21 protein-coding genes are annotated in these 22,620 nt (G+C 46.8%); 17 read left to right on the plus strand and 4 right to left on the minus strand.

Annotated features, from left to right (window positions below; all coding sequences use genetic code 11):
- The first annotated feature begins 13 nt into the window (after window positions 1-13).
- The 5 genes from KNO96_RS00250 to pheT all read left to right on the plus strand — a co-directional run bounded on the left by KNO96_RS00250 (window position 14) and on the right by pheT (window position 6,057).
- Window positions 14-496: a dUTP diphosphatase gene (locus tag KNO96_RS00250; RefSeq protein ID WP_214701796.1), complete on the plus strand. Its 483-nt coding sequence runs from the start codon at window positions 14-16 to the stop codon at window positions 494-496.
- Between the two features lie 19 nt (window positions 497-515).
- Window positions 516-1,595, plus strand: coding sequence for a M42 family metallopeptidase (locus KNO96_RS00255; protein ID WP_214701798.1), 1,080 nt, complete (start codon window positions 516-518; stop codon window positions 1,593-1,595).
- 1 nt (window position 1,596) lies between these two features.
- Complete coding sequence (locus KNO96_RS00260) at window positions 1,597-2,343, plus strand: TrmH family RNA methyltransferase (protein WP_026825629.1); 747 nt, start codon at window positions 1,597-1,599, stop codon at window positions 2,341-2,343.
- A 303-nt stretch (window positions 2,344-2,646) separates the two neighbouring features.
- Window positions 2,647-3,669 (plus strand): phenylalanine--tRNA ligase subunit alpha, encoded by a 1,023-nt coding sequence (gene pheS / locus KNO96_RS00265; RefSeq protein WP_026825630.1) that lies wholly within the window; start codon window positions 2,647-2,649, stop codon window positions 3,667-3,669.
- Window positions 3,670-3,681: 12 nt separating this feature from the next.
- Window positions 3,682-6,057, plus strand: a complete 2,376-nt coding sequence (gene pheT, locus KNO96_RS00270; RefSeq protein ID WP_214701800.1) for a phenylalanine--tRNA ligase subunit beta — start codon at window positions 3,682-3,684, stop codon at window positions 6,055-6,057.
- Between the two features lie 82 nt (window positions 6,058-6,139).
- Here the strand turns inward: pheT and KNO96_RS00275 are convergent, their stop codons facing one another.
- Window positions 6,140-6,952, minus strand: a complete 813-nt coding sequence (locus KNO96_RS00275; RefSeq protein WP_026825632.1) for an alpha/beta fold hydrolase — start codon at window positions 6,950-6,952, stop codon at window positions 6,140-6,142.
- Window positions 6,953-7,023: 71 nt separating this feature from the next.
- The gene (rnhC, locus tag KNO96_RS00280; RefSeq protein WP_214701802.1) at window positions 7,024-7,938 is read right to left on the minus strand and encodes a ribonuclease HIII; all 915 of its coding nucleotides are present in this window, start codon (window positions 7,936-7,938) and stop codon (window positions 7,024-7,026) included.
- A 119-nt stretch (window positions 7,939-8,057) separates the two neighbouring features.
- Here rnhC and KNO96_RS00285 point away from each other — a divergent pair, with 119 nt between their 5' ends.
- The 7 genes from KNO96_RS00285 (at window position 8,058) to KNO96_RS00315 (ending at window position 16,187) form a co-directional block, all read left to right on the plus strand.
- On the plus strand, window positions 8,058-8,456 hold the full coding sequence (locus KNO96_RS00285) for a hypothetical protein (RefSeq protein ID WP_026825634.1): 399 nt from the start codon (window positions 8,058-8,060) through the stop codon (window positions 8,454-8,456).
- Window positions 8,456-8,977 (plus strand): NfeD family protein, encoded by a 522-nt coding sequence (locus KNO96_RS00290; RefSeq protein WP_026825635.1) that lies wholly within the window; start codon window positions 8,456-8,458, stop codon window positions 8,975-8,977. The genes KNO96_RS00285 and KNO96_RS00290 overlap by 1 nt, the downstream gene beginning before the upstream one ends.
- Before the next feature lie 3 nt (window positions 8,978-8,980).
- Complete coding sequence (locus KNO96_RS00295; RefSeq protein WP_026825636.1) at window positions 8,981-10,501, plus strand: flotillin lipid rafts scaffold protein FloT; 1,521 nt, start codon at window positions 8,981-8,983, stop codon at window positions 10,499-10,501.
- 130 nt (window positions 10,502-10,631) lie between these two features.
- The gene (locus KNO96_RS00300; RefSeq protein ID WP_214699096.1) at window positions 10,632-11,600 is read left to right on the plus strand and encodes a BMP family lipoprotein; all 969 of its coding nucleotides are present in this window, start codon (window positions 10,632-10,634) and stop codon (window positions 11,598-11,600) included.
- Window positions 11,600-13,243 (plus strand): methyl-accepting chemotaxis protein, encoded by a 1,644-nt coding sequence (locus KNO96_RS00305; protein ID WP_214701804.1) that lies wholly within the window; start codon window positions 11,600-11,602, stop codon window positions 13,241-13,243. The genes KNO96_RS00300 and KNO96_RS00305 overlap by 1 nt, the downstream gene beginning before the upstream one ends.
- 249 nt (window positions 13,244-13,492) lie before the next feature.
- A complete protein-coding gene (locus tag KNO96_RS00310; RefSeq protein WP_214699093.1) occupies window positions 13,493-14,068 on the plus strand; it encodes a helix-hairpin-helix domain-containing protein in 576 nt (191 codons plus the stop codon).
- A 1-nt stretch (window position 14,069) separates the two neighbouring features.
- Window positions 14,070-16,187, plus strand: a complete 2,118-nt coding sequence (locus tag KNO96_RS00315) for a DNA internalization-related competence protein ComEC/Rec2 (protein ID WP_214701806.1) — start codon at window positions 14,070-14,072, stop codon at window positions 16,185-16,187.
- A gap of 61 nt (window positions 16,188-16,248) precedes the next feature.
- Here KNO96_RS00315 and KNO96_RS00320 read toward each other — a convergent pair whose 3' ends face one another.
- Entirely contained in the window at window positions 16,249-16,413 is a 165-nt protein-coding gene (locus KNO96_RS00320; RefSeq protein ID WP_012726678.1) for a YqzM family protein, read from the minus strand.
- A gap of 90 nt (window positions 16,414-16,503) precedes the next feature.
- On the opposite strand from KNO96_RS00320, the gene holA reads away from it, so the two are divergent.
- Both holA and KNO96_RS00330 read left to right on the plus strand, forming a co-directional pair.
- Complete coding sequence (gene holA, locus KNO96_RS00325) at window positions 16,504-17,514, plus strand: DNA polymerase III subunit delta (RefSeq protein WP_353047583.1); 1,011 nt, start codon at window positions 16,504-16,506, stop codon at window positions 17,512-17,514.
- A gap of 9 nt (window positions 17,515-17,523) precedes the next feature.
- Window positions 17,524-17,961: a GNAT family N-acetyltransferase gene (locus KNO96_RS00330; protein ID WP_026825642.1), complete on the plus strand. Its 438-nt coding sequence runs from the start codon at window positions 17,524-17,526 to the stop codon at window positions 17,959-17,961.
- 27 nt (window positions 17,962-17,988) lie between these two features.
- Here the strand turns inward: KNO96_RS00330 and rpsT are convergent, their stop codons facing one another.
- Window positions 17,989-18,249, minus strand: a complete 261-nt coding sequence (rpsT, locus tag KNO96_RS00335) for a 30S ribosomal protein S20 (protein WP_026825643.1) — start codon at window positions 18,247-18,249, stop codon at window positions 17,989-17,991.
- Between the two features lie 219 nt (window positions 18,250-18,468).
- Between rpsT and lepA the strand changes: the two genes are divergently transcribed.
- From lepA to KNO96_RS00350, 3 genes are all read left to right on the plus strand, one after another.
- A complete protein-coding gene (lepA, locus tag KNO96_RS00340; protein ID WP_214701810.1) occupies window positions 18,469-20,292 on the plus strand; it encodes a translation elongation factor 4 in 1,824 nt (607 codons plus the stop codon).
- A 147-nt stretch (window positions 20,293-20,439) separates the two neighbouring features.
- Window positions 20,440-21,477 carry a 3-phosphoserine/phosphohydroxythreonine transaminase gene (gene serC / locus KNO96_RS00345; RefSeq protein WP_051546015.1) on the plus strand — a complete coding sequence of 346 codons (1,038 nt, stop codon included), beginning with the start codon at window positions 20,440-20,442 and terminating at the stop codon, window positions 21,475-21,477.
- Complete coding sequence (locus KNO96_RS00350) at window positions 21,455-22,618, plus strand: phosphoglycerate dehydrogenase (RefSeq protein ID WP_026825646.1); 1,164 nt, start codon at window positions 21,455-21,457, stop codon at window positions 22,616-22,618. Before serC ends, KNO96_RS00350 begins: the two co-directional genes overlap by 23 nt.
- Window positions 22,619-22,620: the final 2 nt, after the last annotated feature.

The raw sequence follows: 22,620 nt of genomic DNA on the forward strand, positions 1-22,620 counted from the left end.
GGAGGAACATCCGGTGAACTGGACAACATTGTTTGATCGACAGCGCGAATTAGACGAGCGGATCAAAGAACAACATGGATTAACCGGTAATCAATTCGATGAACGGTTAGTGGCGCTGCTTGTCGAGCTCGGTGAACTGGCTAACGAAACACGTAGCTTTAAGTTTTGGTCGAAGAAAGGACCGTCGCCTCAAGATGTGATCTTAGAAGAATATGTGGACGGTATTCATTTCTTATTATCACTTGGACTTGCGCTCGGATATGAACGAGACGTCTTTCCTGCAGGAAGCTCATATCTTGATGCGACTGATGCTTTTTTAGATATTTATCGAAAAGTGACGAACTTTGGTCTTTCGAAAACAGAAGCCATGTACGAGACGCTGATGGCAGCTTATCTTGAACTTGGTTATACACTCGGTTTTAATGAGCAACTCATATTAATGGCGTACATGAATAAAAACGAAGTAAACCATGAGCGACAAAATCAAGGATATTAATATAAAGGAGCGGATGGGTATGAATGAATCGTTACATATGTTAAAGCGTTTGACGGATGCGACGGGAGTCCCGGGAAATGAGGGGGAAGTTCGTCAATTGATGCGTGAATACCTCGAGCCGCATGTCGAGTCGTTTGAACAGGATGGGCTCGGCAGTCTGTTTGGACAAGTGACAGGAGACGCTGAAGGTCCGCGTGTCATGATTGCGGGTCATATGGATGAAGTCGGCTTTATGGTGACGCGTGTGGAAGAAGGCGGTTTCCTTCGTTTCCAGGCGCTCGGTGGCTGGTGGAACCAAGTTCTCTTAGCACAGCGAATGAATGTCGTGACACGTGCTGGTGAAAAAATTCCAGGAGTGATCGGTGCGAAACCACCGCATGTGCTTCCGCCTGAAGCACGTAAAAAGCCGGTTGAAATCAAAGATATGTTCTTAGACATCGGAGCAACGTCTAAAGACGAAGTAGCTGAATGGGGAATTCGTCCGGGTGACATAGTCGTTCCACATTGTGAATTCACAGTCATGAAAAATGAAAACTTCTTGATGGCAAAAGCATGGGATAACCGCATTGGATGCGCGATTGCGATTGAAGCTGCGAAACGGTTGAAAGAAGAATCGTTCCCAGGTGTCGTCTATACAGGGGCAACCGTACAAGAAGAAGTCGGATTACGTGGAGCCGTAACGGCGGCTAACTTGATTCAACCAGATGTAGCAATCGCAGTCGATACGGGCATTCCAAGTGATACGCCAGGAATGACGCAAGCAGAAGGCTTATCAAAACTTGGTGACGGGGTTCAAGTCATCTTCTTTGATGCGACTACTATAACGAACCCACGCCTTGTCGATCTCATCGTTGACGTGGCCAAAGAGCAAGACATTAAGTATCAATTGGACTTAACGCCAGGTGGCGGAACGGATGCTGGGCGATTCCACCTTTCTGGAATCGGGATGCCAACCATCGCATTGACAGTGCCGGTCCGCTATTTACACACGAACGTGTCAATCATCCATCAAGATGATTACGAGGCAGCCGTACAACTCGTCGTCGCATTGACGAAACGTTTAGACCACGAGACGGTCCAATGGTTGAAAGAGGGATAATATGACGAAGATTACGTCTACGAAGAGCGAGACGATTAAGCGATTAAAACGACTCATGACAAAAAAGGGTCGTCAAGAAACGGGTCAATTCCTTGTAGAAGGAGAACATTTAGTAGATGAGGCCATTCGTGCCGGTCGACTCGTTCAACTCATCATGGCTGAGTCGTATGCACCAAAAGGAACGTGGCGACTAGAAGATATGCCGGTTCTCGAGTTATCCGATCACGTCGCCGACCTTCTTTCAGAAACGGAGAAGACACAAGGTGTGTTTGCCGTTGTCAAGATGACACCGGTTGAACGGAAGATGAAGAAAGTACTCGTATTAGACCGAGTACAAGACCCGGGTAATCTCGGTACGATGATTCGGACGGCAGATGCTGCCGGGTTCGATACGGTGTTACTCGGGAAAGGGACGGTCGATCCGTTCAACGCTAAAGTTGTACGCGCCACACAAGGGTCCTTGTTTCACGTGAACGTGACCTCGGTCGACTTGCTTGAAAAATTGCCCGAGCTGAAAGAGGATGGATTCCACGTATATGGGACAGCCCTCTCAAAAGCGACATCGTATGAACAAGTTGCATTCGAAGACAAGGTGGCCCTAGTCATCGGGAACGAGGCGCAAGGTGTGCACAATGATGTGTTGTCACTCTGTGACACCCGTGTGCATATTCCGGTGCTCGGTGACGCAGAATCGCTCAATGCAGCGGTCGCTGCCGGTATTTTAATGTATCGCATCGCGTTACAATAATCTTGTCAGCGCGTGAAAAACGTGATAGGTTAAACACATCGATGAATAGGATATGACGTTGAAAGAACATAGTAAGCGAATGACCGATTCCGTTCAGGGAGCAATGGCCGTGACTGAGAGCCTTTGCCGGATTCGTCGCTGAATTCACTCTGGAGTCGTGTTGGAGACAACACCGGTTTGGCATCACGATATCGATGCTGTTCAAGTGGGCCATGAATTGGCCAAGTAGGGTGGTACCGCGATGATTCGTCCCTTCAGTCAACGACTGAAGGGACTTTTTTATGTAGAGGAGGAAGCAAACACATGAAAGAACAATTAGAACAGTTACAGGTGGAAGCGTTAGAAGAAATCAAACAGGCATCCACACAAAAATCATTAAATGATGTCCGTATCAAGTATTTAGGTAAAAAAGGACCGATGACTGAGGTACTTCGTGGTATGGGCAAGTTATCTGCTGAGGAACGTCCTGTCATCGGTGAGTTGGCCAATACAGTTCGTACAGCGATTCAAAGCACACTAGATGCTCGAATTGAAGAAGTGAAGGCGATTGAACTCGAAGAGAAACTAAAAGCGGAAACGCTTGACGTAACACTTCCAGGGCGTACATCGACTCCTGGACAAAGTCATCTCTTACAACAAATCATCGACGAAATGGAAGACTTGTTCGTTGGACTCGGGTATACAATCGCAGAAGGTCCTGAAGTCGAGACAGATCTTTACAATTTTGAAATGCTCAATTTACCAAAAGACCACCCGGCACGAGACATGCAAGACTCGTTCTACATCACGGAGGAGACGTTGCTCCGTACCCATACGTCACCTGTGCAGGCTCGGACGATGTTAGAGGCGAACGGGAAGCCAATTCGTATCATTTGCCCAGGCAAAGTGTATCGTCGTGATGAGGACGATGCGACGCATTCGCATCAGTTCATGCAAATCGAAGGACTCGTTGTCGATGAATCCATCTCGATGGCAGATTTAAAAGGGACGCTTGAAGTATTCGTGAAGCAGTTATTCGGTGAAGCGCGCGAGATTCGTCTCCGTCCGAGCTTCTTCCCGTTCACGGAACCATCGGTCGAAGTGGATATCTCTTGCTTCAAATGTGGTGGGAAAGGCTGTAACGTCTGTAAAGGAACCGGATGGATTGAAATTCTTGGAGGCGGGATGGTCCACCCACATGTACTAGAGATGGCCGGCTATGACTCATCAATTGTGTCAGGATTCGCATTCGGAATCGGGGTTGAGCGTATGGCGATGCTCAAACACGGTGTCGATGACATCCGCCATTTCTACACAAATGACTTACGTTTTATCGAGCAATTCTAAGGAGGAAGACAGATGTTACTTTCAAAAAAATGGTTGAATCAATATATTGATGTATCCGATTTAAGCGGAGAAGCGCTCGGTGACTTGATCACGAAGAACGGGATTGAAGTCGAAAGTGTGACGAATCGCGGAGAGGGACTTTCTGGTATCGTCGTCGGTCGTGTCCTTTCATGTGAGAAACATCCAGAAGCAGATAAATTAAATGTGACGAAAGTAGACATCGGGGAATGTGACCCTGTTCAAATCGTCTGCGGTGCACCGAACGTACGCGAAGAGCAACATGTGATCGTGGCCAAAATTGGCGCGCGCTTACCAGGACTTAAAATAAAAAAAGCCAAACTTCGTGGTGTCGAATCACAAGGGATGATTTGTTCACTCGAGGAGCTTGGATTCGAGAAGAAACAAATTCGGGAAGACGAGCAGGACGGGATTCATACATTCCGTGAATCTGTACAAGTCGGTGCGGATGTACTCGATTTACTAGACTTGAACGATGAGGTCATCGAACTCGGTTTGACTCCGAACCGTTCAGATTGCTTGAGCCTTTATGGAATCATTCATGAGGTTGCGGCCATCTTGGAACGTCCATACACGTTGCCGACAGCAGATGTCACATCGTCATCACCATCTGATGTGTCCATCGAACTCGCTACACCGAACTGTCCGTACTATGCAGCTCGTGAAGTGAAAGGAGTAACGATTTCAGAATCGCCACAATGGCTAAAAAACATCTTGATTGCAGAAGGTGTCCGTCCAATCAACAACATTGTCGATGTGACGAACTATGTGATGCTTGAAATCGGGCAGCCGCTTCACGCATTCGATGCGAAAAAACTCGGCAACTCGATTGTGGTCCGTCAAGCTGAAAATGGAGAAGAGATAATCACACTTGACGACGTGACACGCACGCTTGATTCATCGATGATGGTCATCACGGACGGGCAAGCCCCGGTCGCAATCGCAGGCGTCATGGGTGGTGCCAACACAGAAGTGGATGCCAAAACGACAGATATCGTCCTAGAGTCAGCATACTTTGATTCGGCATCCGTTCGTAAGACAAGCCGTACGCTCGGTCTTCGTTCAGATTCAAGTGCTCGCTTCGAAAAAGGGATAGACCCAGAACGTGTCATGCTCGCGCTTGACCGCGCTGCGCAATTGATTGTGGAACTCAGTGGAGGGACCATTCAAGATGCGGTACGTTCGGGTGAAGCAGAATCACGTGCCCGCCAAATCGAAGTGTCGATTGACTATATCAATAAGCGCTTAGGAATGTCACTCGATCGTCAGACGATTGTTCAAATCCTGGAGCGTCTCGGTCTCACGACAGAAGGGGATGACGTGTTGACGGTTCACATTCCTTCACGTCGTCCGGACTTAGAACTTCCGGCTGACATTACAGAAGAAGTGGCGCGTCTATACGGATATGATAGTCTCCCGTCGACGTTACCTGCCTCTCAATCGAAAGGCTACTTGCCAGCAATCAACGGATTGCGCAGACAGACACGTCGCTTGTTGCAAGGTGTCGGCTTATCACAAGCCATCACTTACTCGTTAACGAGTGAGGCACATGCGACACGCTTCGGAGGAGAAGCCAGTCAGCTTGTTCGTCTGGCGATGCCGATGAGTGAAGAGCGCTCTGTCCTTCGTACGTCGCTCGTTCCAGGGTTGTTGGAGACGGCACGTTATAACACGGCGCGTCAACAATCGAACGTCACACTGTACGAGACGGGACGAGTCTACACGGAGCATGGCGATACGTTACCGCGTGAAAAAGAAAGAGTGGCTGGCGTTGTCACAGGTCTTTGGATGGACCATCGTTCGCAAGGAACACGGGTCCCGGTTGACTATTTCGTCGCAAAAGGGATTGTCGATACGTTAGTCCAAACGCTTCGCCTTGATGTCACGTATGAGGCCGTAGCGATGCCCGATATGCACCCAGGCCGTACGGCGAACATCTTGATGAACGGAGAGGTCATCGGATATGTTGGACAAGTACATCCAGGAACTTCGAAAGACGTCTACGGTATGAAAGAAGTGTATGTATTCGAACTCGACCTGTTAGCACTTCGCGGGGACGAAACGCTTCTTTATCAAGACGTACCACGGTATCCATCGATTTCACGAGACTTGGCACTCGTCTTACCACGTGCGATTCCGGCTGGGACAGTGGAACAAACGATCCGCCAAGCGGCTGGGCCACTCTTGATTGACCTCGTCTTGTTTGACGTTTATACAGGTGAGAATGTTGGAGAGGATGAGAAGTCGATTGCCTTCTCACTCAAGTTCCAAGACCCGTCAAGAACGTTACAAGACGAAGAAGTAACGGCAACATATGAAACGATCGTTGAGGCAGTACGTGCTGAGCACGGGGCTGAACTACGAGCATAAAAAATAAGGAGCGTTGTCCACATGTGACAACGCTCCTTATTTTATTGGATTTCGAGTGCGAGGTTACCGAACTTCGTCCATATTAGCTCATTTTTAACGAGAGTGCTTGAATCTGATCATCGATAAAGTTCATCGACAATGTATTGAATTGATCGGGCTGATCTACGTTTACGACATGTCCAGAATCTGTAACAATCTCAACATTTGCCGTAGGCTGATGTTTTGCCGTTCGTTCGACAGCTTCGAGGAACATATAGTCCTCGTCCCCCATTATATACAGAATCGGTACGTTCGTTTGTATCGATGTGAACTGATTCAATAATGGGTTGATATTTTCCGTCATCTTGAACCAACGGATAAATTCACGCTGACACAAGTTCGCTGCGTCGCGAACGAACATCATCCGTGATTTTTTATGACGTTTTTTAGGAAGTAAAATCCACGCAAATAACTTGTATAACCACATATAAGGGACGAAATTTTGGACGAGACTGCCGAGACGGATGAGCATCGTGGAGCGGACATTGAATTTGACGATCGCTCCTCCGAGGATGACTGAAGCGATGCGATCCGGATAATGTTCGAACATCGCTTGAATCACAATCGTCCCTAAAGAGAGACCGACCATGTGACCTTTCTCGATATCTAAGTGGTCCATGACTTCGATTACATCTTTTGCAACGACATCAAATGTATAGGCGTTCAAGGGTTGATTAAGCGATTGTTCCTCATCATAAGAACCACCATGACCACGCAAATCGACGAGTAACACATTATATTTTTTACGGAATGGGCGAAGTTGACGATACCAATGTGACAAACTTCCACCGGCGCCGTGTATGAAGATGACCCAAGGATGGTCATCACTAATCGTATAGGTTTTATAATGCAACATGAACGCTATCCTCCAAAAATTTTAAGTTCATTTAACCGTAAAATGAGTATATCATATTTGATGCTGTACCTCTACAAGCGACGTTCGTTCAAGTTGATTGCTTTTTTTGTATTTGCAAAATGGACTTTGGCAATCTTTTGTAAATAGTCTTGGCCATGACGTTGGATGATTTTTGCGGCCACTTGATCGACTTTGGCGCCTGCTCCTTTGGGGAGAGTGACACCGACTTGTTTACTTAACTTGTCCATCTCTTTTAAGAAGAATGCACGAGCTAAAATCGAAGCGGCTGCGACCGAGACGTGAAGACCTTCAGCTTTCGTTGAAAAGTAAACATCATCGCGAACGACATCGTGTTCTGATCGCAGGTGTTGATAGTAAACCGGTTTTTCAGCAAACTGGTCGATTAAAATGGCATCAGGTTTTTGTTCGAGTTTTTCAATCAATGCATGAAGCGCAGCATTATGGGCAATTGCGGTTATCTTCCCTTGCGTCATTGTCCGTTGCATCTTGTTGTAGGTTGAATTATGAAGCGTAGCTTTCTGATAAGGAATCGTGGCGTGCAAATCTCTGGCGATGCGGATAATTTCCGGGTCAGATAACTGTTTCGAGTCTTTGACACCGAGTTCTTTGACGAGAGCGATTTGATTGCGTGAGACAAATGCTGACACGACCACGAGCGGTCCGAAATAATCTCCTTTTCCGACTTCATCGCTTCCGATGACTGACCAATCTGAAAATCCTTCAGGCAATATCGTGTTTGGTGCGGATGCTTTTTTCTTCTCGGCTGGCGTTCCCCATTTGACTGCCTCGGTCTCAGCATCTTTTCCTTGGAACATCACTTTACCCGACTGGTAAATCGTCACAACAAATCCGGGTGTCTTTGCACTGAATGTCGCATATGGTGGTGGCGTGACAGCATACTTATGATACAGATTTTTTAATTTTTCTTGTGATGCGGTTGATAGTTTAATGACTTGGTTGCCCAAAATGAGCACTTCCTTTCTTCCTGGCAAATTCATTTTACATTTTTTTATGTTTTTTTGAAACCGAAGATGAAGTTTTAACGTATATGAAAGTGATTAGAGAAAAGTGAGGTGAGGTGGACGTGTGGTGGCGCGATGACACGCATCAAGATGAGGTAGAGGAATTATACAAGCACATTCTCGAACTCGAGGCGAGGATTGCTAAATTAGTGGCTCATCAAGTGAGAGTGCGTCGGCTACTGATGCAAGATTCTTCTGAGGACGTGACGGAACAAGTTATTCAAGTTCAAAAAGAAGTTGAATATTTTTTAAACATGATGCGACTTGAACGTCAAGAACTTGTCGACCTTTACAATCGACGACGTATTGAACGGTCCATCGGTCGGGCTCGGGAAGCGAACGACTTATCCACGTCACCGCTTTCAGAATGGGATGCGATTGAAGATAAGCTCGCACTAGAAGTCGAACAACTTCGGCGTGTGTTGATGATGGAACGAAGACGTCGACAGGAGGAGTGGTAATGGAAGCAATCGATCAACTGTATTGGTGGGTGTTGATCATCGCTGGTTTTGGAACCTTTATTTACATGTTGTTCTCCGATGCGTTCGATATGTTTGAGGGATGGTTTAACCCTGCGGTTATCTTATCTTTCTTGGCGCTTGGAGCAGGAATCGGACTTATTTTAAATGCTTTGGCGCATGTCTCTCCGATGATTGGACTCGCTGTCGCGTTAGTTGGATCTTTCGCATTGACAACGCTGCTTTACTTGTTTGTCCTGTTACCACTATCAAATGCTGAAGAATCAATCGGTTTGACGGATGAGGCATTAATTGGACGAGTCGGTCGACTGACTGTCCCTATTCCTGAAGGGGGATACGGCGAAGTCATGATTGAGACGGTGACTGGATCTCTTTTGAAGACAGCCCAAAGTATGGACGGGACAACGATTTCGACTGATCATCGAGTAGTCATCATTGAAGTGAAAGGCAATATTGCAATCGTCATGATATATGACGAACCTACGATTCGAGAGGAGAAATAACACATGAATACGGCTATTTTAGTCAGCATCATCGTCGGGGTCATCATCCTCGCACTCGTGTTTGTATTCGTATTGAAATATCGCACAGTCGGACCTGATGAAGCTTTGATTGTAACAGGTAGTTATTTAGGCAAAAAAAATGTACATAGTGACGCATCCGGAAATCGTGTCAAAATTATTCGCGGTGGCGGTACTTTCGTCCTTCCCGTATTCCAACAAGCAGAACCACTCAGCTTGCTCTCGAGCAAATTAGAAGTCACGACACCTGAAGTATACACAGAACAAGGTGTACCGGTCATGGCGGATGGGACAGCCATCATTAAAATCGGCGGTTCAATCAGTGAAATTGCGACAGCGGCTGAACAGTTCCTCGGTAAACCTAAAATTGAACGTGAGAACGAAGCGCGAGAAGTACTTGAAGGACATTTACGTTCGATTTTAGGGTCAATGACGGTCGAAGAGATTTATAAAAATCGTGACAAGTTCTCTCAAGAAGTGCAACGCGTTGCATCACAAGATTTGGCGAAGATGGGATTGATCATCGTATCGTTTACCATCAAAGATGTTCGAGATAAGAACGGTTATTTAGAATCACTCGGAAAGCCTCGTATTGCACAAGTAAAGCGTGATGCCGATATCGCGACAGCGGAAGCGGACAAAGAGACGCGTATCAAACAGGCGGAAGCCATGAAAGATGCGAAGAAGGCAGAGCTCGAGCGCGCGTCTGAAATTGCTGAGGCAGAAAAAGAAAACCAGCTCCGGATTGCGGCTTACCGTCGTGAACAAGACGTCGCCAAAGCTAGGGCCGACCAGGCGTATGAGCTTGAAGAAGCACGTGCGAAACAAGAAGTTACTGAACAACAGATGCAAGTTCAAATCATCGAGCGTCAAAAACAAATCGAGCTCGAAGAGAAGGAAATTATGCGTCGTGAGAAGCAATACGATTCAGAAGTGAAGAAAAAAGCCGATGCGGACCGTTACTCGATCGAACAATCAGCAGCTGCGGATAAAGCGCGTCAAATCGCAGGCGCCGATGCAGAAAAATATCGCATTGAAGCCCAAGCGAAAGCGGACGCTGAACGTGTTCGGTTGGCCGGTCTTGCTGAAGCCGATTCGGAACGTGCGAAAGGTGAAGCGGAAGCTGAAATTATTCGCTTGACCGGTCTTGCTGAAGCGGAAGCGAAAGAGAAAATTGCCGAAGCCTTCTCTCAATACGGACAAGCTGCAATCCTCGATATGGTCGTCAAGATGCTTCCTGACTATGCGAAGGAGATTGCTGCGCCACTTGGTAACATCGATCAAATCACAGTCGTCGATACAGGCGGTGGTCAGAATGGTGGTGCTGGGAAAGTGACAGGATATGCTACCGATCTTATGGCATCGCTACAACAAACATTAAAAGCATCATCGGGCATCGATATGAAAGACTTGCTCGAAAACTTTGCCGGAAAAGGGAACGTTGCGAAGACACCAGTATCTGAGCAAGGGTTAGTCGATTCAACAGTCGCTGCATCAAAAGAATAAACAACATGAGTCATGGACAATGTCTATGGCTCATTTTTATTCCCACAACTTTTAAAAAAAAGCATGGAGAACAAAGCCCTCTCGGTCGATATAAGAGTTGTCAGACCAATAGAGAGGGAGAATGGAATACATGAAGAAAAACATAATGTTTAGTACGATCATGGCGAGTGCACTCTGGTTATCCGGCTGTCAGTCGGTAATTGACGACCCGAATGCCACTGTAGAGGAACGTCAGTCGATGGGTGTCGTCTTATCTGATGTGGGTCTCGGGGACCAATCATTCAGTGATGCTGCGATGCGTGGTATGGGCGAGTTACGTGAAACGGGCGGTTGGTTCGTTGATTATCGTGAATTATCAGAGACAGAGACGTATCAAGTCGGGTTCGAAGAGCTGGTAAAAGAAGGACATGATGTGATCGTCGGTCTTGGCTTTGCTTGTCAGGAAGAGCTAGAAACGGTAGCGGCAGAGCATCCGAATCAACAATTTGCTCTCATCGATGGCGTGTCAGCACTTCCGAACGTCTTGAACATCACATTTGAAGAAGGTGAAGGCAGTACGCTTGCCGGCGCAGTTGCTGGTCTTGAGACAGAGTCTGAGACAATTGGTTTTATCGGTGGGATGGATATTGAACTCATTCAGAAATTTGAAGCAGGATTTGAACGTGGGGCGAAATCTGTGAACGAGGACGTTGAGATACTCGTTGATTTCTCAAATGATTTTGCTTCACCAGAACTCGGTCGTGAACTTGCCGAGAAACAGATTGAAGAAGGAGCAGACGTGCTCTATGCTGCGGCCGGGTTGACAGGTGTTGGCGTACTCGAGACAGCTGAAAAATATGGGGTTAAAGCAATCGGGGTCGATAGTGACCAATCCATGATTGCCCCCGATGCGGTCGTCACTTCGATGTTAAAGCAAGTCGATTTGGCGATTGTAGAAATCGCTGGTCGTGTTACCGAAAAACCATTTAATGACCATATCATTCTTGGGATTGAAGAAGGCGGCGTCGGATTAGCCCCACTTCGCCGCATTCAGTGGGATGAGAAAGAAGCATCCGAGTATGAATCGGTAGAACGTCAGTTGAAGGAGGGGACACTGTAATGAGTTTGCGTAAACGATTTATCTTTTCAACCGTGTTCACTGTCGTCTTGATCGTACTTATGATGACTTATGTCTTGTCGACCTTGAACCGTTTACAGACTTACAATGAACAGTATGGAAGTCAAATGATTGAATTGTCCCAGCTAGAGACGTCGCTCTTACAGGAACAGTCGCTCTGGACGTCACTCGGAGAGCAATCGAATCAATCTACACTTACACAACTTGAACGCATCCGTGTGACGAACGCGGAGACGTTTGAAGACTTGAAACAATCTTACTTGATTCCGGCATTTTCGAATCATTTAGACCGTGCAACCATGAAGTATGAGAAAGCGAACGAAGATGTGGAATCTGCCCTTGAAGGGGGCATCGCTGCCCGAATTCAGGCAGCAAAATTGGAAGGCTTATTAAATGATGTGAATACGTTGATTGCGAAGAACGGTTCATTTTATGAAGCACTTCAAGTTGAAGCAGCAGATGAGACTGAACGTCTATTGTTGATTTCTGTTCTCCTGACAATCCTTGTCATCTTAACGCTCGGGATTTATAACTTCTTCTTTGCTCGTTCGATCACTCGACCGCTCAAGCGTAACGTGAAAGTGGCGGAAGCCATCGCAGCGGGACGTCTCGTCACGTTGCCTGAGTCTACTCGCAATGATGAAATTGGACGTCTAGAGCGTGCGATGCGCGATATGACGGCGTCACTTCAAACGGTAATCGGCTCCATTCGTGTCACGTCTATGAAAGTGAATGGCATGACAGAAACAGCAGCTTCTGAAAATGAAGCGGTCGTCAGTACGACCTCGAACATTACAAACGCGGTTGATGAAATGGCACACGGTGCGCAATCCATCGCCAATGAATTGCAGGAAACGCTCAGTTCAGTTCACACGATGGCGACTTCGTTTGAGACGAGTTTGAATCAAACGAAACAGACGACTGAAGAAACGTCAGAAATGACACGTGAAGTAGCGACGGGGATTGATACATTAACCGATCAAGAACAGATCTTAGACCGTTCAAGTGAACGAAATGAAGTGCTTGTCACGCGTATGGATCACTTTGCAAGACAAACAGCAGAGATTGAAGCGATGGCGAAGCTTGTCGAAGATGTCGCGGCTCAGACGAACTTACTTGCCCTCAACGCGGCAATTGAAGCGGCCCGTGCAGGTGAAGCGGGACGAGGGTTTGCTGTTGTAGCAAGTGAAGTGAAGAAGTTGGCGGAAGAGAGTAATAAGGCGACCCGTTCGATTTTCCATGTCGTTGAGACAATCCAACAAGAAGTTGTTCGTTTGACAGAGACGGTGAATGAGTCGAAGCGTGAGCAGGAAGCGCAACTCGAAGCGTTTGGATTGACGAAAGAAGCGTTCAATCGCATCCATGAACGTACAGATCATGTCGCTTCATTTGTCCGTACGATTGAACAAGAGATGCTCACATCAAGTAACGAAGTAAACAATGTCTTACGTCGTGTCGAAGAAGTATCTGGCGTGACGGAAGAATTGGCGGCTGGTAACGAAGAAGTGGCAGCCTCGATGAAAGAGCAACAAGCGAGCTTCGATCAAATCTTTACGTTAATGCAAGAGTTAGAAGGACAAGCAGCAGCACTCGCTGACCAGGTTCAGCATTTCGAAGAAGAATAATCATCCGTATGCAGAAGGACCGAAGACCACTCATTGGTTTTCGGTTTTTTGTTGTCTCGAATGTTTCGGGTCCTTAATTTATTGTAGTAAGAAAATGGATGATTATCTTTCAGATTGTATGAAGGTCGGGTACATAGCAGGCAGTCAAACGACTTTGTTGAGAATAGATTAATATCGAGAACGGGAAAAGTGTAGTCACTCTGGATTCGGCATACTAGATTCAATAGTCGAAACAGGGGGAGAATCGTCTTGGAAAAGTGGAAGCAGGTCATCATCGGTGTTGTCGTCGTCCTGTTTTTAGGTGTTGGTTATTTATTTTATAATAAAGAATCAGAAGAACGTGTCGTCGATGAATTCGTTGTAGAATCAGAAGAAGTGGTTCCGTCTGAGACAGTAGAGCGATTAGAAATCGTCGTCTATGTCACAGGCGCGGTCGAGTCTCCGAACGTCTATACCGTGCCAGAAGGCGCAAGAGTCGGGGATGTTCTCTCATTGGCAGTATTAACAGATGAAGCTGACCCGGAACAGTTAAACTTGGCGCAACTACTCGTGGACGGGGTGAAAATCATCGTACCGAAAAAAGGGGATGCCCCTGTTGCGCAAGAGGTACCAAGCACAGAGCTGGAACCAAATGGGGTACACGTGAATAGTGCCACGAAAGACGAGTTAATGTCGGTCCCTGGAATTGGTCCTGCTAAAGCAGACGCGATTCTGAACCACCTGAAAGAGAATGGTCCATTTAAATCATACGAGGACTTAGGTAATGTGAAAGGATTTGGAGAGAAGACATTAGAAAGTATGAAACCTTACTTATTGGTACCATGAGATGCCGTTATTTCCACTATTTGCGGTATTGATGGTGATCGGATTGACTGAAGGAGTCTACATCGTCACAATCGTCTCCGGTGTGTTATACGTTGCGTCACGAGGCGGACAACATCTGTACGCGAAACTCGGTGTTATTCTCTTCGTCCTGATTGCATGGTTGCACGCCGATACAGCGGAATGGACACCGACAGACAAAGTGGTGTTTTCGATTGAAAGTCGTAAAGAGAACGGGAAAACGACCCGATTATATGGGAACGTGGCAACTCATCAAGGTGTGTTGCGGGGGAGAGATCTCTCTATTGGTAGACCTGGTGAGACTTGTCTCGTAGAAATTGAACACGAACCGTTTCAGCCGCTACGGAACATCGGAGGATTTGACGAACAGAAATTGGCGGCAAGCGCGAACTTATCCTTTAAAGGAAAGATCAAGCGAATCGACGAGTGCCGTCCGACAGCAGGGATGGACGGTTGGATGCTGAGGTGGAAAGAAAGACGTCTCCAACAGATTGAACAACAATATCGCGGTGATGTCGCGCTATACATAGAGGCCTTATTGTTCGGTGAGAGTCGGATGCTTGATGAACAAACCTCTTTTTCATATCGAGTGACGGGTCTCCTGCATCTTCTCGTCATTTCAGGTTCACACATTGCCCTGCTGATTGTTGCCCTTCAAACAATGTTTCGACCAATCCCGATTCGACGAGAGACGAAGACGATGTTGACTCTATTGACGATTACGGCGTTCGGATGGCTGACAGGCTTCTCACCACCGGTCGCAAGAGCTGTCCTCGTGGCAGATGTGTTGCTAATCCTTTCTTTATTTGGTGTATCGGTAAGGGACCCAATCCGCCTGCTAAGTTGGTGCGCGACCGCCATGCTTGCCTTTCAACCACACCTTCTCTCAAACTTAGGGTTTCAATTAACGGTAGGCATGACTTTTTTCTTATTAGTCACGAGAAAAATCTGGACTGGGTTGTTGGAATTGTCTGTATTCGCGCAGTTGTTTGGTTTATTGGTCCTCTGGCAAGTTCAACCGATTTTATCTATCGTTGCACCGTTATTAAATATCGTGATGGCTTTTTGTATATCATGGGTAATGATACCTCTGGCTCTCGTCAGCTGGTTGGTTCCGAAGACCGCCCCTTTGTTCATGAGTGTTTTGGATGCGATAAACGGGATTTTCTCAATCCACAATGCTGGTCGACTGTGGACGCCGTTGCACGAACTCACATTCCCGTACCAAGTCGTTTTATGGGTTGGGATATGGATAAGCTTCATTATCATCGAACAAAAACGATGCATTGGATGGATAGTGGCGATTATGACGTGTGGATTAGTCGCTGGATGGTCCGACTGGTCAGAGTCTCCACGGGTGACATTTTTAGATGTCGGTCAAGGCGATGCGATTGTTGTAGAATCAGGGGAAACAATCGGTGTAATTGATGTCGGTGGAGTATTCCAAGACCCGAATGAGCAAAAGCGAACGGTATATGACCCAGGGGCAGACGTTGTAGCTCCTTATATATGGAAGCGAGGAGAGCGGTCACTCGATTTCGTCATGCTTACCCATGCAGACCATGATCACATCGGTGGTTTAGAGGGGTTATTAAAGTTCGTCCATGTTAAGGAAATATGGTTATCGAAAGAAGTGGTGAATGCAGAGAAACGTGAAGAGATTCTTCGGTTAGCGGCAAACTATGGATCGTCCATCCGCTATCTCGAGGCAGGAGATCGACCAATGTCTTGGATGTGGATTGTTGCACCGGATAAACCACATGAAGACGAAAACAGTCATTCGATCAGCCTTTATATGAACGTAGGAGGCATGAAATATCTATTGACAGGTGATTTGCCGATTGAGGAAGAGGAAGCACTACCAAAACTCGACGTCGATGTATTTAAGTTAGGGCATCATGGGTCGAATACGTCTTCAGGCGAAGCGTTGCTTGCACGCACCAATCCGGAATGGGTAATCGCGAGCGTCGGAGCAAACAATCGCTATGGCCATCCACATGAGGAGACGTTACAAAGGCTTGCGGGACGACGTTTATTACGAACTGACACAAATGGGATGATCGTCTGTGAAAAAAAGATGTGTCGGGGGATCATCGAGTAGCATGTGATTAAATGTGATACACTAAAAAACGATTGCTCCCCCGGGGCAATCGTTTGAAAACTTATAGGCTTAAGAATTTGATGATGACACCGATGAAGAAAATCGTAAAGAAAAATCCAAACGGGACGATGAAGCCGATCGCAGAGTCGATGGCGTCGTTACGTTTGCATTGAACGTCATTTTCAAACGGGTTTTCACTCGGTGGGCGAACTGAGTTAATTTGCATATTAGGTCCCTCCTTATCATACTTCCTTTATAAGTATAGCGAATCATGGGAAGATAATCTATGTTTAGATGAGAATAAATTGTGAAAGTGGTGTGTGTTTTGAATGAACCGTGGTTACATAATGGAAAACTGGCGAGCGTCTATGTTCTCCATGGCACCGAAAAATATTTGTTAGAGACGTGGGAACGTGAAATCATGAAGGCAGCCAACCCATCCGGTGATCAATTTGATGTCATGCAATTAGATCTTCAAGAGACGTCACTCGATACGGCACTTGATGAAGCGGAGACGGTCCCTTTCTTTAGTGAATATCGCACGGTTATCGTGAAAAATGCCCAGTTCTTGACGGGTACGAAAGAGAAGCAAAAGCAAAATGTTGATCGGCTGGCGGAATATGTTGTGCAACCGGCGACCTACTCAGTTCTTGTCTTGATCATCGAGTCGGAAAAACTCGATGAACGGAAGAAAATCGTGAAGCGTCTGAAAGAACGTGCCATCGTATTAGAAGCGAAAAAGCCGAGCCAAGCTGAATTGATGCGATACGTGAACGATGCTTTGAGTCGTGAACAACAAAAAATGGAGCGCGCGACAATGGAGCGACTTTTATTTTTATGTCAGGATGACTGGGGAAAATTAGTCCGAGAATTAGAGAAGCTACAATTGTATGCAGGGCCAGGAGCCATGATTCCGATTGATATCGTGAATGATTTGGTGCCAAGAACGCTAGAGGATAACGTGTTTCAGTTATCGGAGCTTCTCGTCAAACGTCGTGCCGATGCAGCACTTCGGTTAGTACGTGACTTAGAGAAGCAAGGGCAAGAGTTGATTGGACTTCTCGGCTTGTTGGCAAGACAATATCGAAACATGTACTTGGCGAAGCAGTTGACGGAAGCGGGGTACGGAGAGAAACAGATCGCATCAAAAATCGGTGCTCACCCGTACACCATCAAACTGGCGACACAAGCGAGCCGCGGCTTTTCTGAAGCGCAACTCGCCCAAGCCTTGACCTTGATCGCAGATGCGGACGAAGCGATGAAGACGGGTCGCGGCGACAAGCAAATCGTGTTCGATACGCTTGTTTGTCAGTTGGCTTTATTGTGAGGTGAGAAGATGGGATTCAAACAAGTAGCCATTGAGGATGTGATTCCGCTTCGGCATGTTGTGCTCAGACCAGGTAAAGGGATTGAGGCTTGTTATTTTGAAGGGGATGAAGCTTCGACGACTCGACATTTTGCTTGGGTGGTCGAAGGGCATGTACAGTCTGTTGCGACTGTCATGACGTCACCGAGACAAATTGATGGCGAATCGGTGCCGCTCCAGCTTCGCGGAATGGCGACAGATCCGTGTCTGGCAGGGCAAGGCATTGGCTCTCGTTTTTTACACGCTTTGCATGAAGAGTTAGATGACTCATGGTGGTGTAACGCCCGTGAAGTGGCCGTTCGTTTTTATGAGCGGAACGGTCTTGTGCGAATCGGAGAGGCGTTCGACATCCCTGGAATCGGTACACATTACGTCATGGTGTACAAAAAAACAGCCGGCTCCGGATAGGAGGCGGCTGTTTCGTGTGGTCTCTAATTAGAGAGCAGCGATACGAGCTGCGAGGCGTGATTTATCACGACCTGCTTTGTTTTTGTGGATAAGGCCTTTTGATGCAGCCTTGTCGAGCTTCTTCGTAGCGAGGACGAAAGCTTCTTGAGCAGCTTCTTTGTTTCCTTCGAGTACGAGAGCATCAACACGTTTTACTGCTGTACGCATTGCCGCTTTCTCATGTGAGTTTGCAACACGACGCTTTTCAGAAGTTTTTGCACGTTTGATTGCTGATTTGATGTTTGCCATTGTTTGTCACCTCCTGAAACAAGAAAGTGTATGTTCTTATTACTTCAAGTAATCATTCAACAGAACAAGCACAATTGTAGCAAACGGTTATATGAAAAGCAACCACTTGATGATTATTCTGAAAACTATCTGTGGTATTGTTGTAGTAGGTCGTACACATTACTTTAGGATTTTGATATAATGACACGGTATGTATGAGAAGGATAGGTGAACCCATATATGAACAAACAAGAATTAGAGAATCGTCAGAAGAAGATTCGTAACTTTTCCATCATCGCGCACATCGATCATGGAAAGTCGACACTCGCTGACCGTATTCTTGAGAAAACTGGTGCACTCACAGCTCGTGAGATGAAAGAGCAGACACTCGACGCAATGGATTTAGAGCGCGAGCGAGGTATTACGATTAAACTGAACGCCGTCAAATTGAACTATACCGCAAAAGATGGAGAAGAGTATATCCTTCATTTGATTGACACGCCAGGACACGTCGACTTCACGTATGAAGTGTCACGTTCGCTTGCGGCATGTGAAGGTGCGATTCTCGTCGTCGATGCTGCACAAGGTATTGAAGCACAAACACTTGCGAACGTTTACCTAGCACTCGATAACGACCTTGAAATCATTCCGGTCATCAATAAAATCGACTTGCCATCAGCGGATGTGGAGCGCGTTCGTCAAGAAATTGAAGATGTTATCGGACTTGACGCGAGTGATGCCGTCCCGGCTTCTGCAAAAGCAGGAATCGGAATCGAAGAAATCCTTGAACAAATCGTCGAACTTGTCCCACCTCCAACGGGTGACCCGTCAGAACCGTTACAAGCATTGATCTTCGACTCATACTATGATGCCTACCGTGGTGTTGTCGCTTCGATTCGAATCGTCAACGGCTCAGTCAAAGTAGGGGATAAAGTTCAAATGATGGCGACAGGGAAAACGTTCGAAGTGACTGACCTCGGTGTGTCGACGCCTAAGCCGGTCTCGGTCAAAGAATTGAATGTCGGTGATGTTGGTACGCTCTCTGCATCCATCAAAACGGTCGGGGATGTTCGGGTCGGAGATACGATTACATTGGCGAAGAACCCGTCAACCGAACAACTTCCTGGTTACCGTAAGATGAATCCGATGGTGTACTGCGGATTGTATCCGATTGATGCAGCCAACTACAACGACCTACGTGAGGCGCTCGAAAAGCTTCAACTTTCCGATGCGGCCCTCGAGTTTGAGCCTGAGACGTCACAAGCGCTCGGATTCGGTTTCCGTTGTGGGTTCCTCGGAATGCTCCACATGGAAATCATTCAGGAACGGATTGAACGTGAATTTGGAATTGACTTGATTACGACGGCACCATCGGTTATCTATCACGTGACGACGACTTCAGGCGAAGTCATCCATGTCGATAACCCATCAAAAATGCCGGAACAACAAAAAGTTGAATCGATTGAAGAACCATACGTCAAGGCAGCGGTCATGACACCGAATGACTATGTTGGTGCCATCATGGAGCTTTGTCAGAAGAAACGCGGGACGTTCATCGATATGCAATACATCGATACGACACGTGTTAAAATCACTTATGAGATTCCACTTAGTGAAATCGTTTATGACTTCTTCGATCAGTTGAAATCTAGCACGAAAGGCTATGCGTCTCTCGATTATGAATTGATTGGCTATCGTCAATCGCGTCTCGTGAAGATGGACATCTTGCTCAATAACGAAGTTGTCGATGCCCTCAGCTTCATCGTTCACCGCGACTTCGCTTATGAGCGTGGGAAGGTCATCGTTGAGAAGCTCAAGGCACTTATCCCGCGGATGCAGTTCGAAGTTCCGGTTCAAGCTGCCGTCGGTACAAAAATCGTGGCCCGTTCTACGATTAAAGCCCTTCGTAAAAACGTTTTGGCTAAATGTTACGGAGGAGATATCTCGCGTAAGCGGAAACTCCTCGAGAAGCAAAAAGAAGGTAAGAAACGCATGAAGATGGTCGGGTCGGTCGAAGTCCCACAAGAAGCGTTCATGTCTGTACTTTCCATGGACGAAGAATGATTATAGCCAGTCGCCTTGATCTCCGGATCAGGGCGTTTTTTTGTTTTAGGCAGGAAATAGCACTTCATTTAAGGAAGGTTACACCCTTAGACAGTCTATAGAGGAGGTAACACTGTGTCGACGTATACATATTCCGCGGGCCCAGGCATGCTACCAAAAGAAGTGATGCAAGAGGTGCAACAACATCTACTGACGTTTGAGCACGAAGGAATTTCGATTATTGAAACGAGTCATCGCTCCGAGTCATTTCAACAAATAGTCGACTCGCTTGAAGAGAGACTCAGAAGAGTCATGAAAATTCCTGAGAATTATGCGGTCTTATGGCTTCAAGGTGGGGCGACCCTTCAGTTTTCAATGATTCCGATGAACTTGCGGAAGCGAAATCGATTTGCCTATGTCGATACAGGCATCTGGTCTAAAAAAGCGATTAAAGATGCTCGACTCTTCGGACAGGTCGATCTCCTCTATCCACGTATAGACGAAACGGGTGAGATGTCATTTGACCAAAGTCTGGTTCAAGAGGTGGATTATCTTCATGTGACACTCAATAATACGATTGAAGGAACCCGGTTCACCGACATTCCGGAAACGAACGTCCCGCTCATCGCAGATGCGTCATCCAATATTCTCGCCGAACAGATCGACGTCGAACGTTTTGGCATCATATATGCCGGAGCCCAGAAGAATATCGGACCTGCAGGACTGACGGTCGTTATTATACGTCGAGATTTGATTCAATCCGCTGAATTACCAAGCTATCTTCATTATGCGTCGCATGTCGATACGTTATTTAATACACCGTCGACGTTCAGTATGTATGTGGCCGAACGTGTGTTGAAGTGGATAGAGGACTGTGGAGGCGTTGAAGCGATGGAACGATTGAACCGTAAAAAAAGCGAGACGCTCTATACGTTCCTTGAGCAATCGAATCTGTTTTCTTCTCTTGTGTCGGGGAAGCGTCGTTCGTTGACGAACGTCCCGTTCACGACAAGTGACAGTGAAAGTGATCGACGTTTCGAGCAATTTGCACGGGAACGTGGATTGCATGAACTGGGTGGGCACCGTTCCGTCGGTGGACTGCGCGCGAGTTTATATAACGCGATGCCAATCGAAGGTGTAGATCGCCTTGTCGAAGTCATGAAAGCTTTTGAGGAGGAGACGTATGTATCACATCAAAACATTTAACCAAATCGCTGCTGCCGGTCTGAAGCGTTTTGGGTCGAGTGAGTATGTCATCAACGCATCAGACCAAGCAGATGCCTGGGTGTTGAGAAGTCATAATGTACACGATGAAACCATTCCACCTCACTTGCTTGCCATCGCAAGGGCCGGGGCAGGTGTGAACAATCTTCCACTCGACCGACTCGCAAAACAAGGCATCGTCGCTTTTCATACACCAGGAGCGAATGCGAATGCCGTGAAGGAACTCGTCCTTGCTAGCATGGTTCTCTCAGTACGTCCCATTCTTAAGGGATTTACTTGGGTGAACGAACAAGTATCAGAGTCGCAATCTCAATTAGAGGAAGCGATGGAACGACAAAAGCGACAGTTCCTCGGAGCAGAGTTGAGGGGGAAAAAAGTAGGCATCATCGGTCTCGGAGCTATCGGTGCGTCACTTGCCAACGATCTTCTCCAACTTGGGGTCGATGTCATCGGATACGATCCCCATCTCTCGGTCGATGCCGCTTGGAATATCTCAAAACATGTAACACGTGCCAAACATTTGAGTGAGGTGCTCGGAGCGGTCGACTTGTTATCGATTCATATGCCATTGACAGAGGAGACGCGGTACAGCATTGATTTAAGTTGGTTTGAACGGATGAAACCAGGCATGACCGTCTTAAACTTTGCGCGTGGTGAGCTCGTGAAAGATGATGATCTACTAAAGGCGTTTCATCACCATGTCGGATTGTATGTGACCGACTTCCCGCGTCATGCGCTCATCGGTCATCCGCAAGTGATGGCACTGCCTCATCTTGGCGCATCGACAAGGGAATCAGAAGTTAACTGTGCAATTCAAGCCGCCGAAACGCTAAAATTGTATCTTGAGACAGGGAACATTCGATCATCTGCCAATTTCCCGAACGTTGAACTTCCGTATACTGGAAAACGTCGCCTTGGAATTTTACACCGGAATGTCCCGAATATGGTCGGTCAAATCACAGGTGAGCTCGCATCACACGGAGTGAATATTGATAATATGGTCAATCGCAGCCGTGGGGAAATGGCATATACGTTAATCGATTTAGACAACTTCGAACATGAACCGTTATCGATTCACGCACTGTACGAAATCAAGGGCGTCATTCGCGTCCGAGAATTTTAAGG

The sequence above is a fragment of the Exiguobacterium sp. s89 genome (genome assembly GCF_018617735.1).
In the GTDB taxonomy this organism is placed as follows: Bacteria; Bacillota; Bacilli; order Exiguobacteriales; family Exiguobacteriaceae; genus Exiguobacterium; species Exiguobacterium marinum.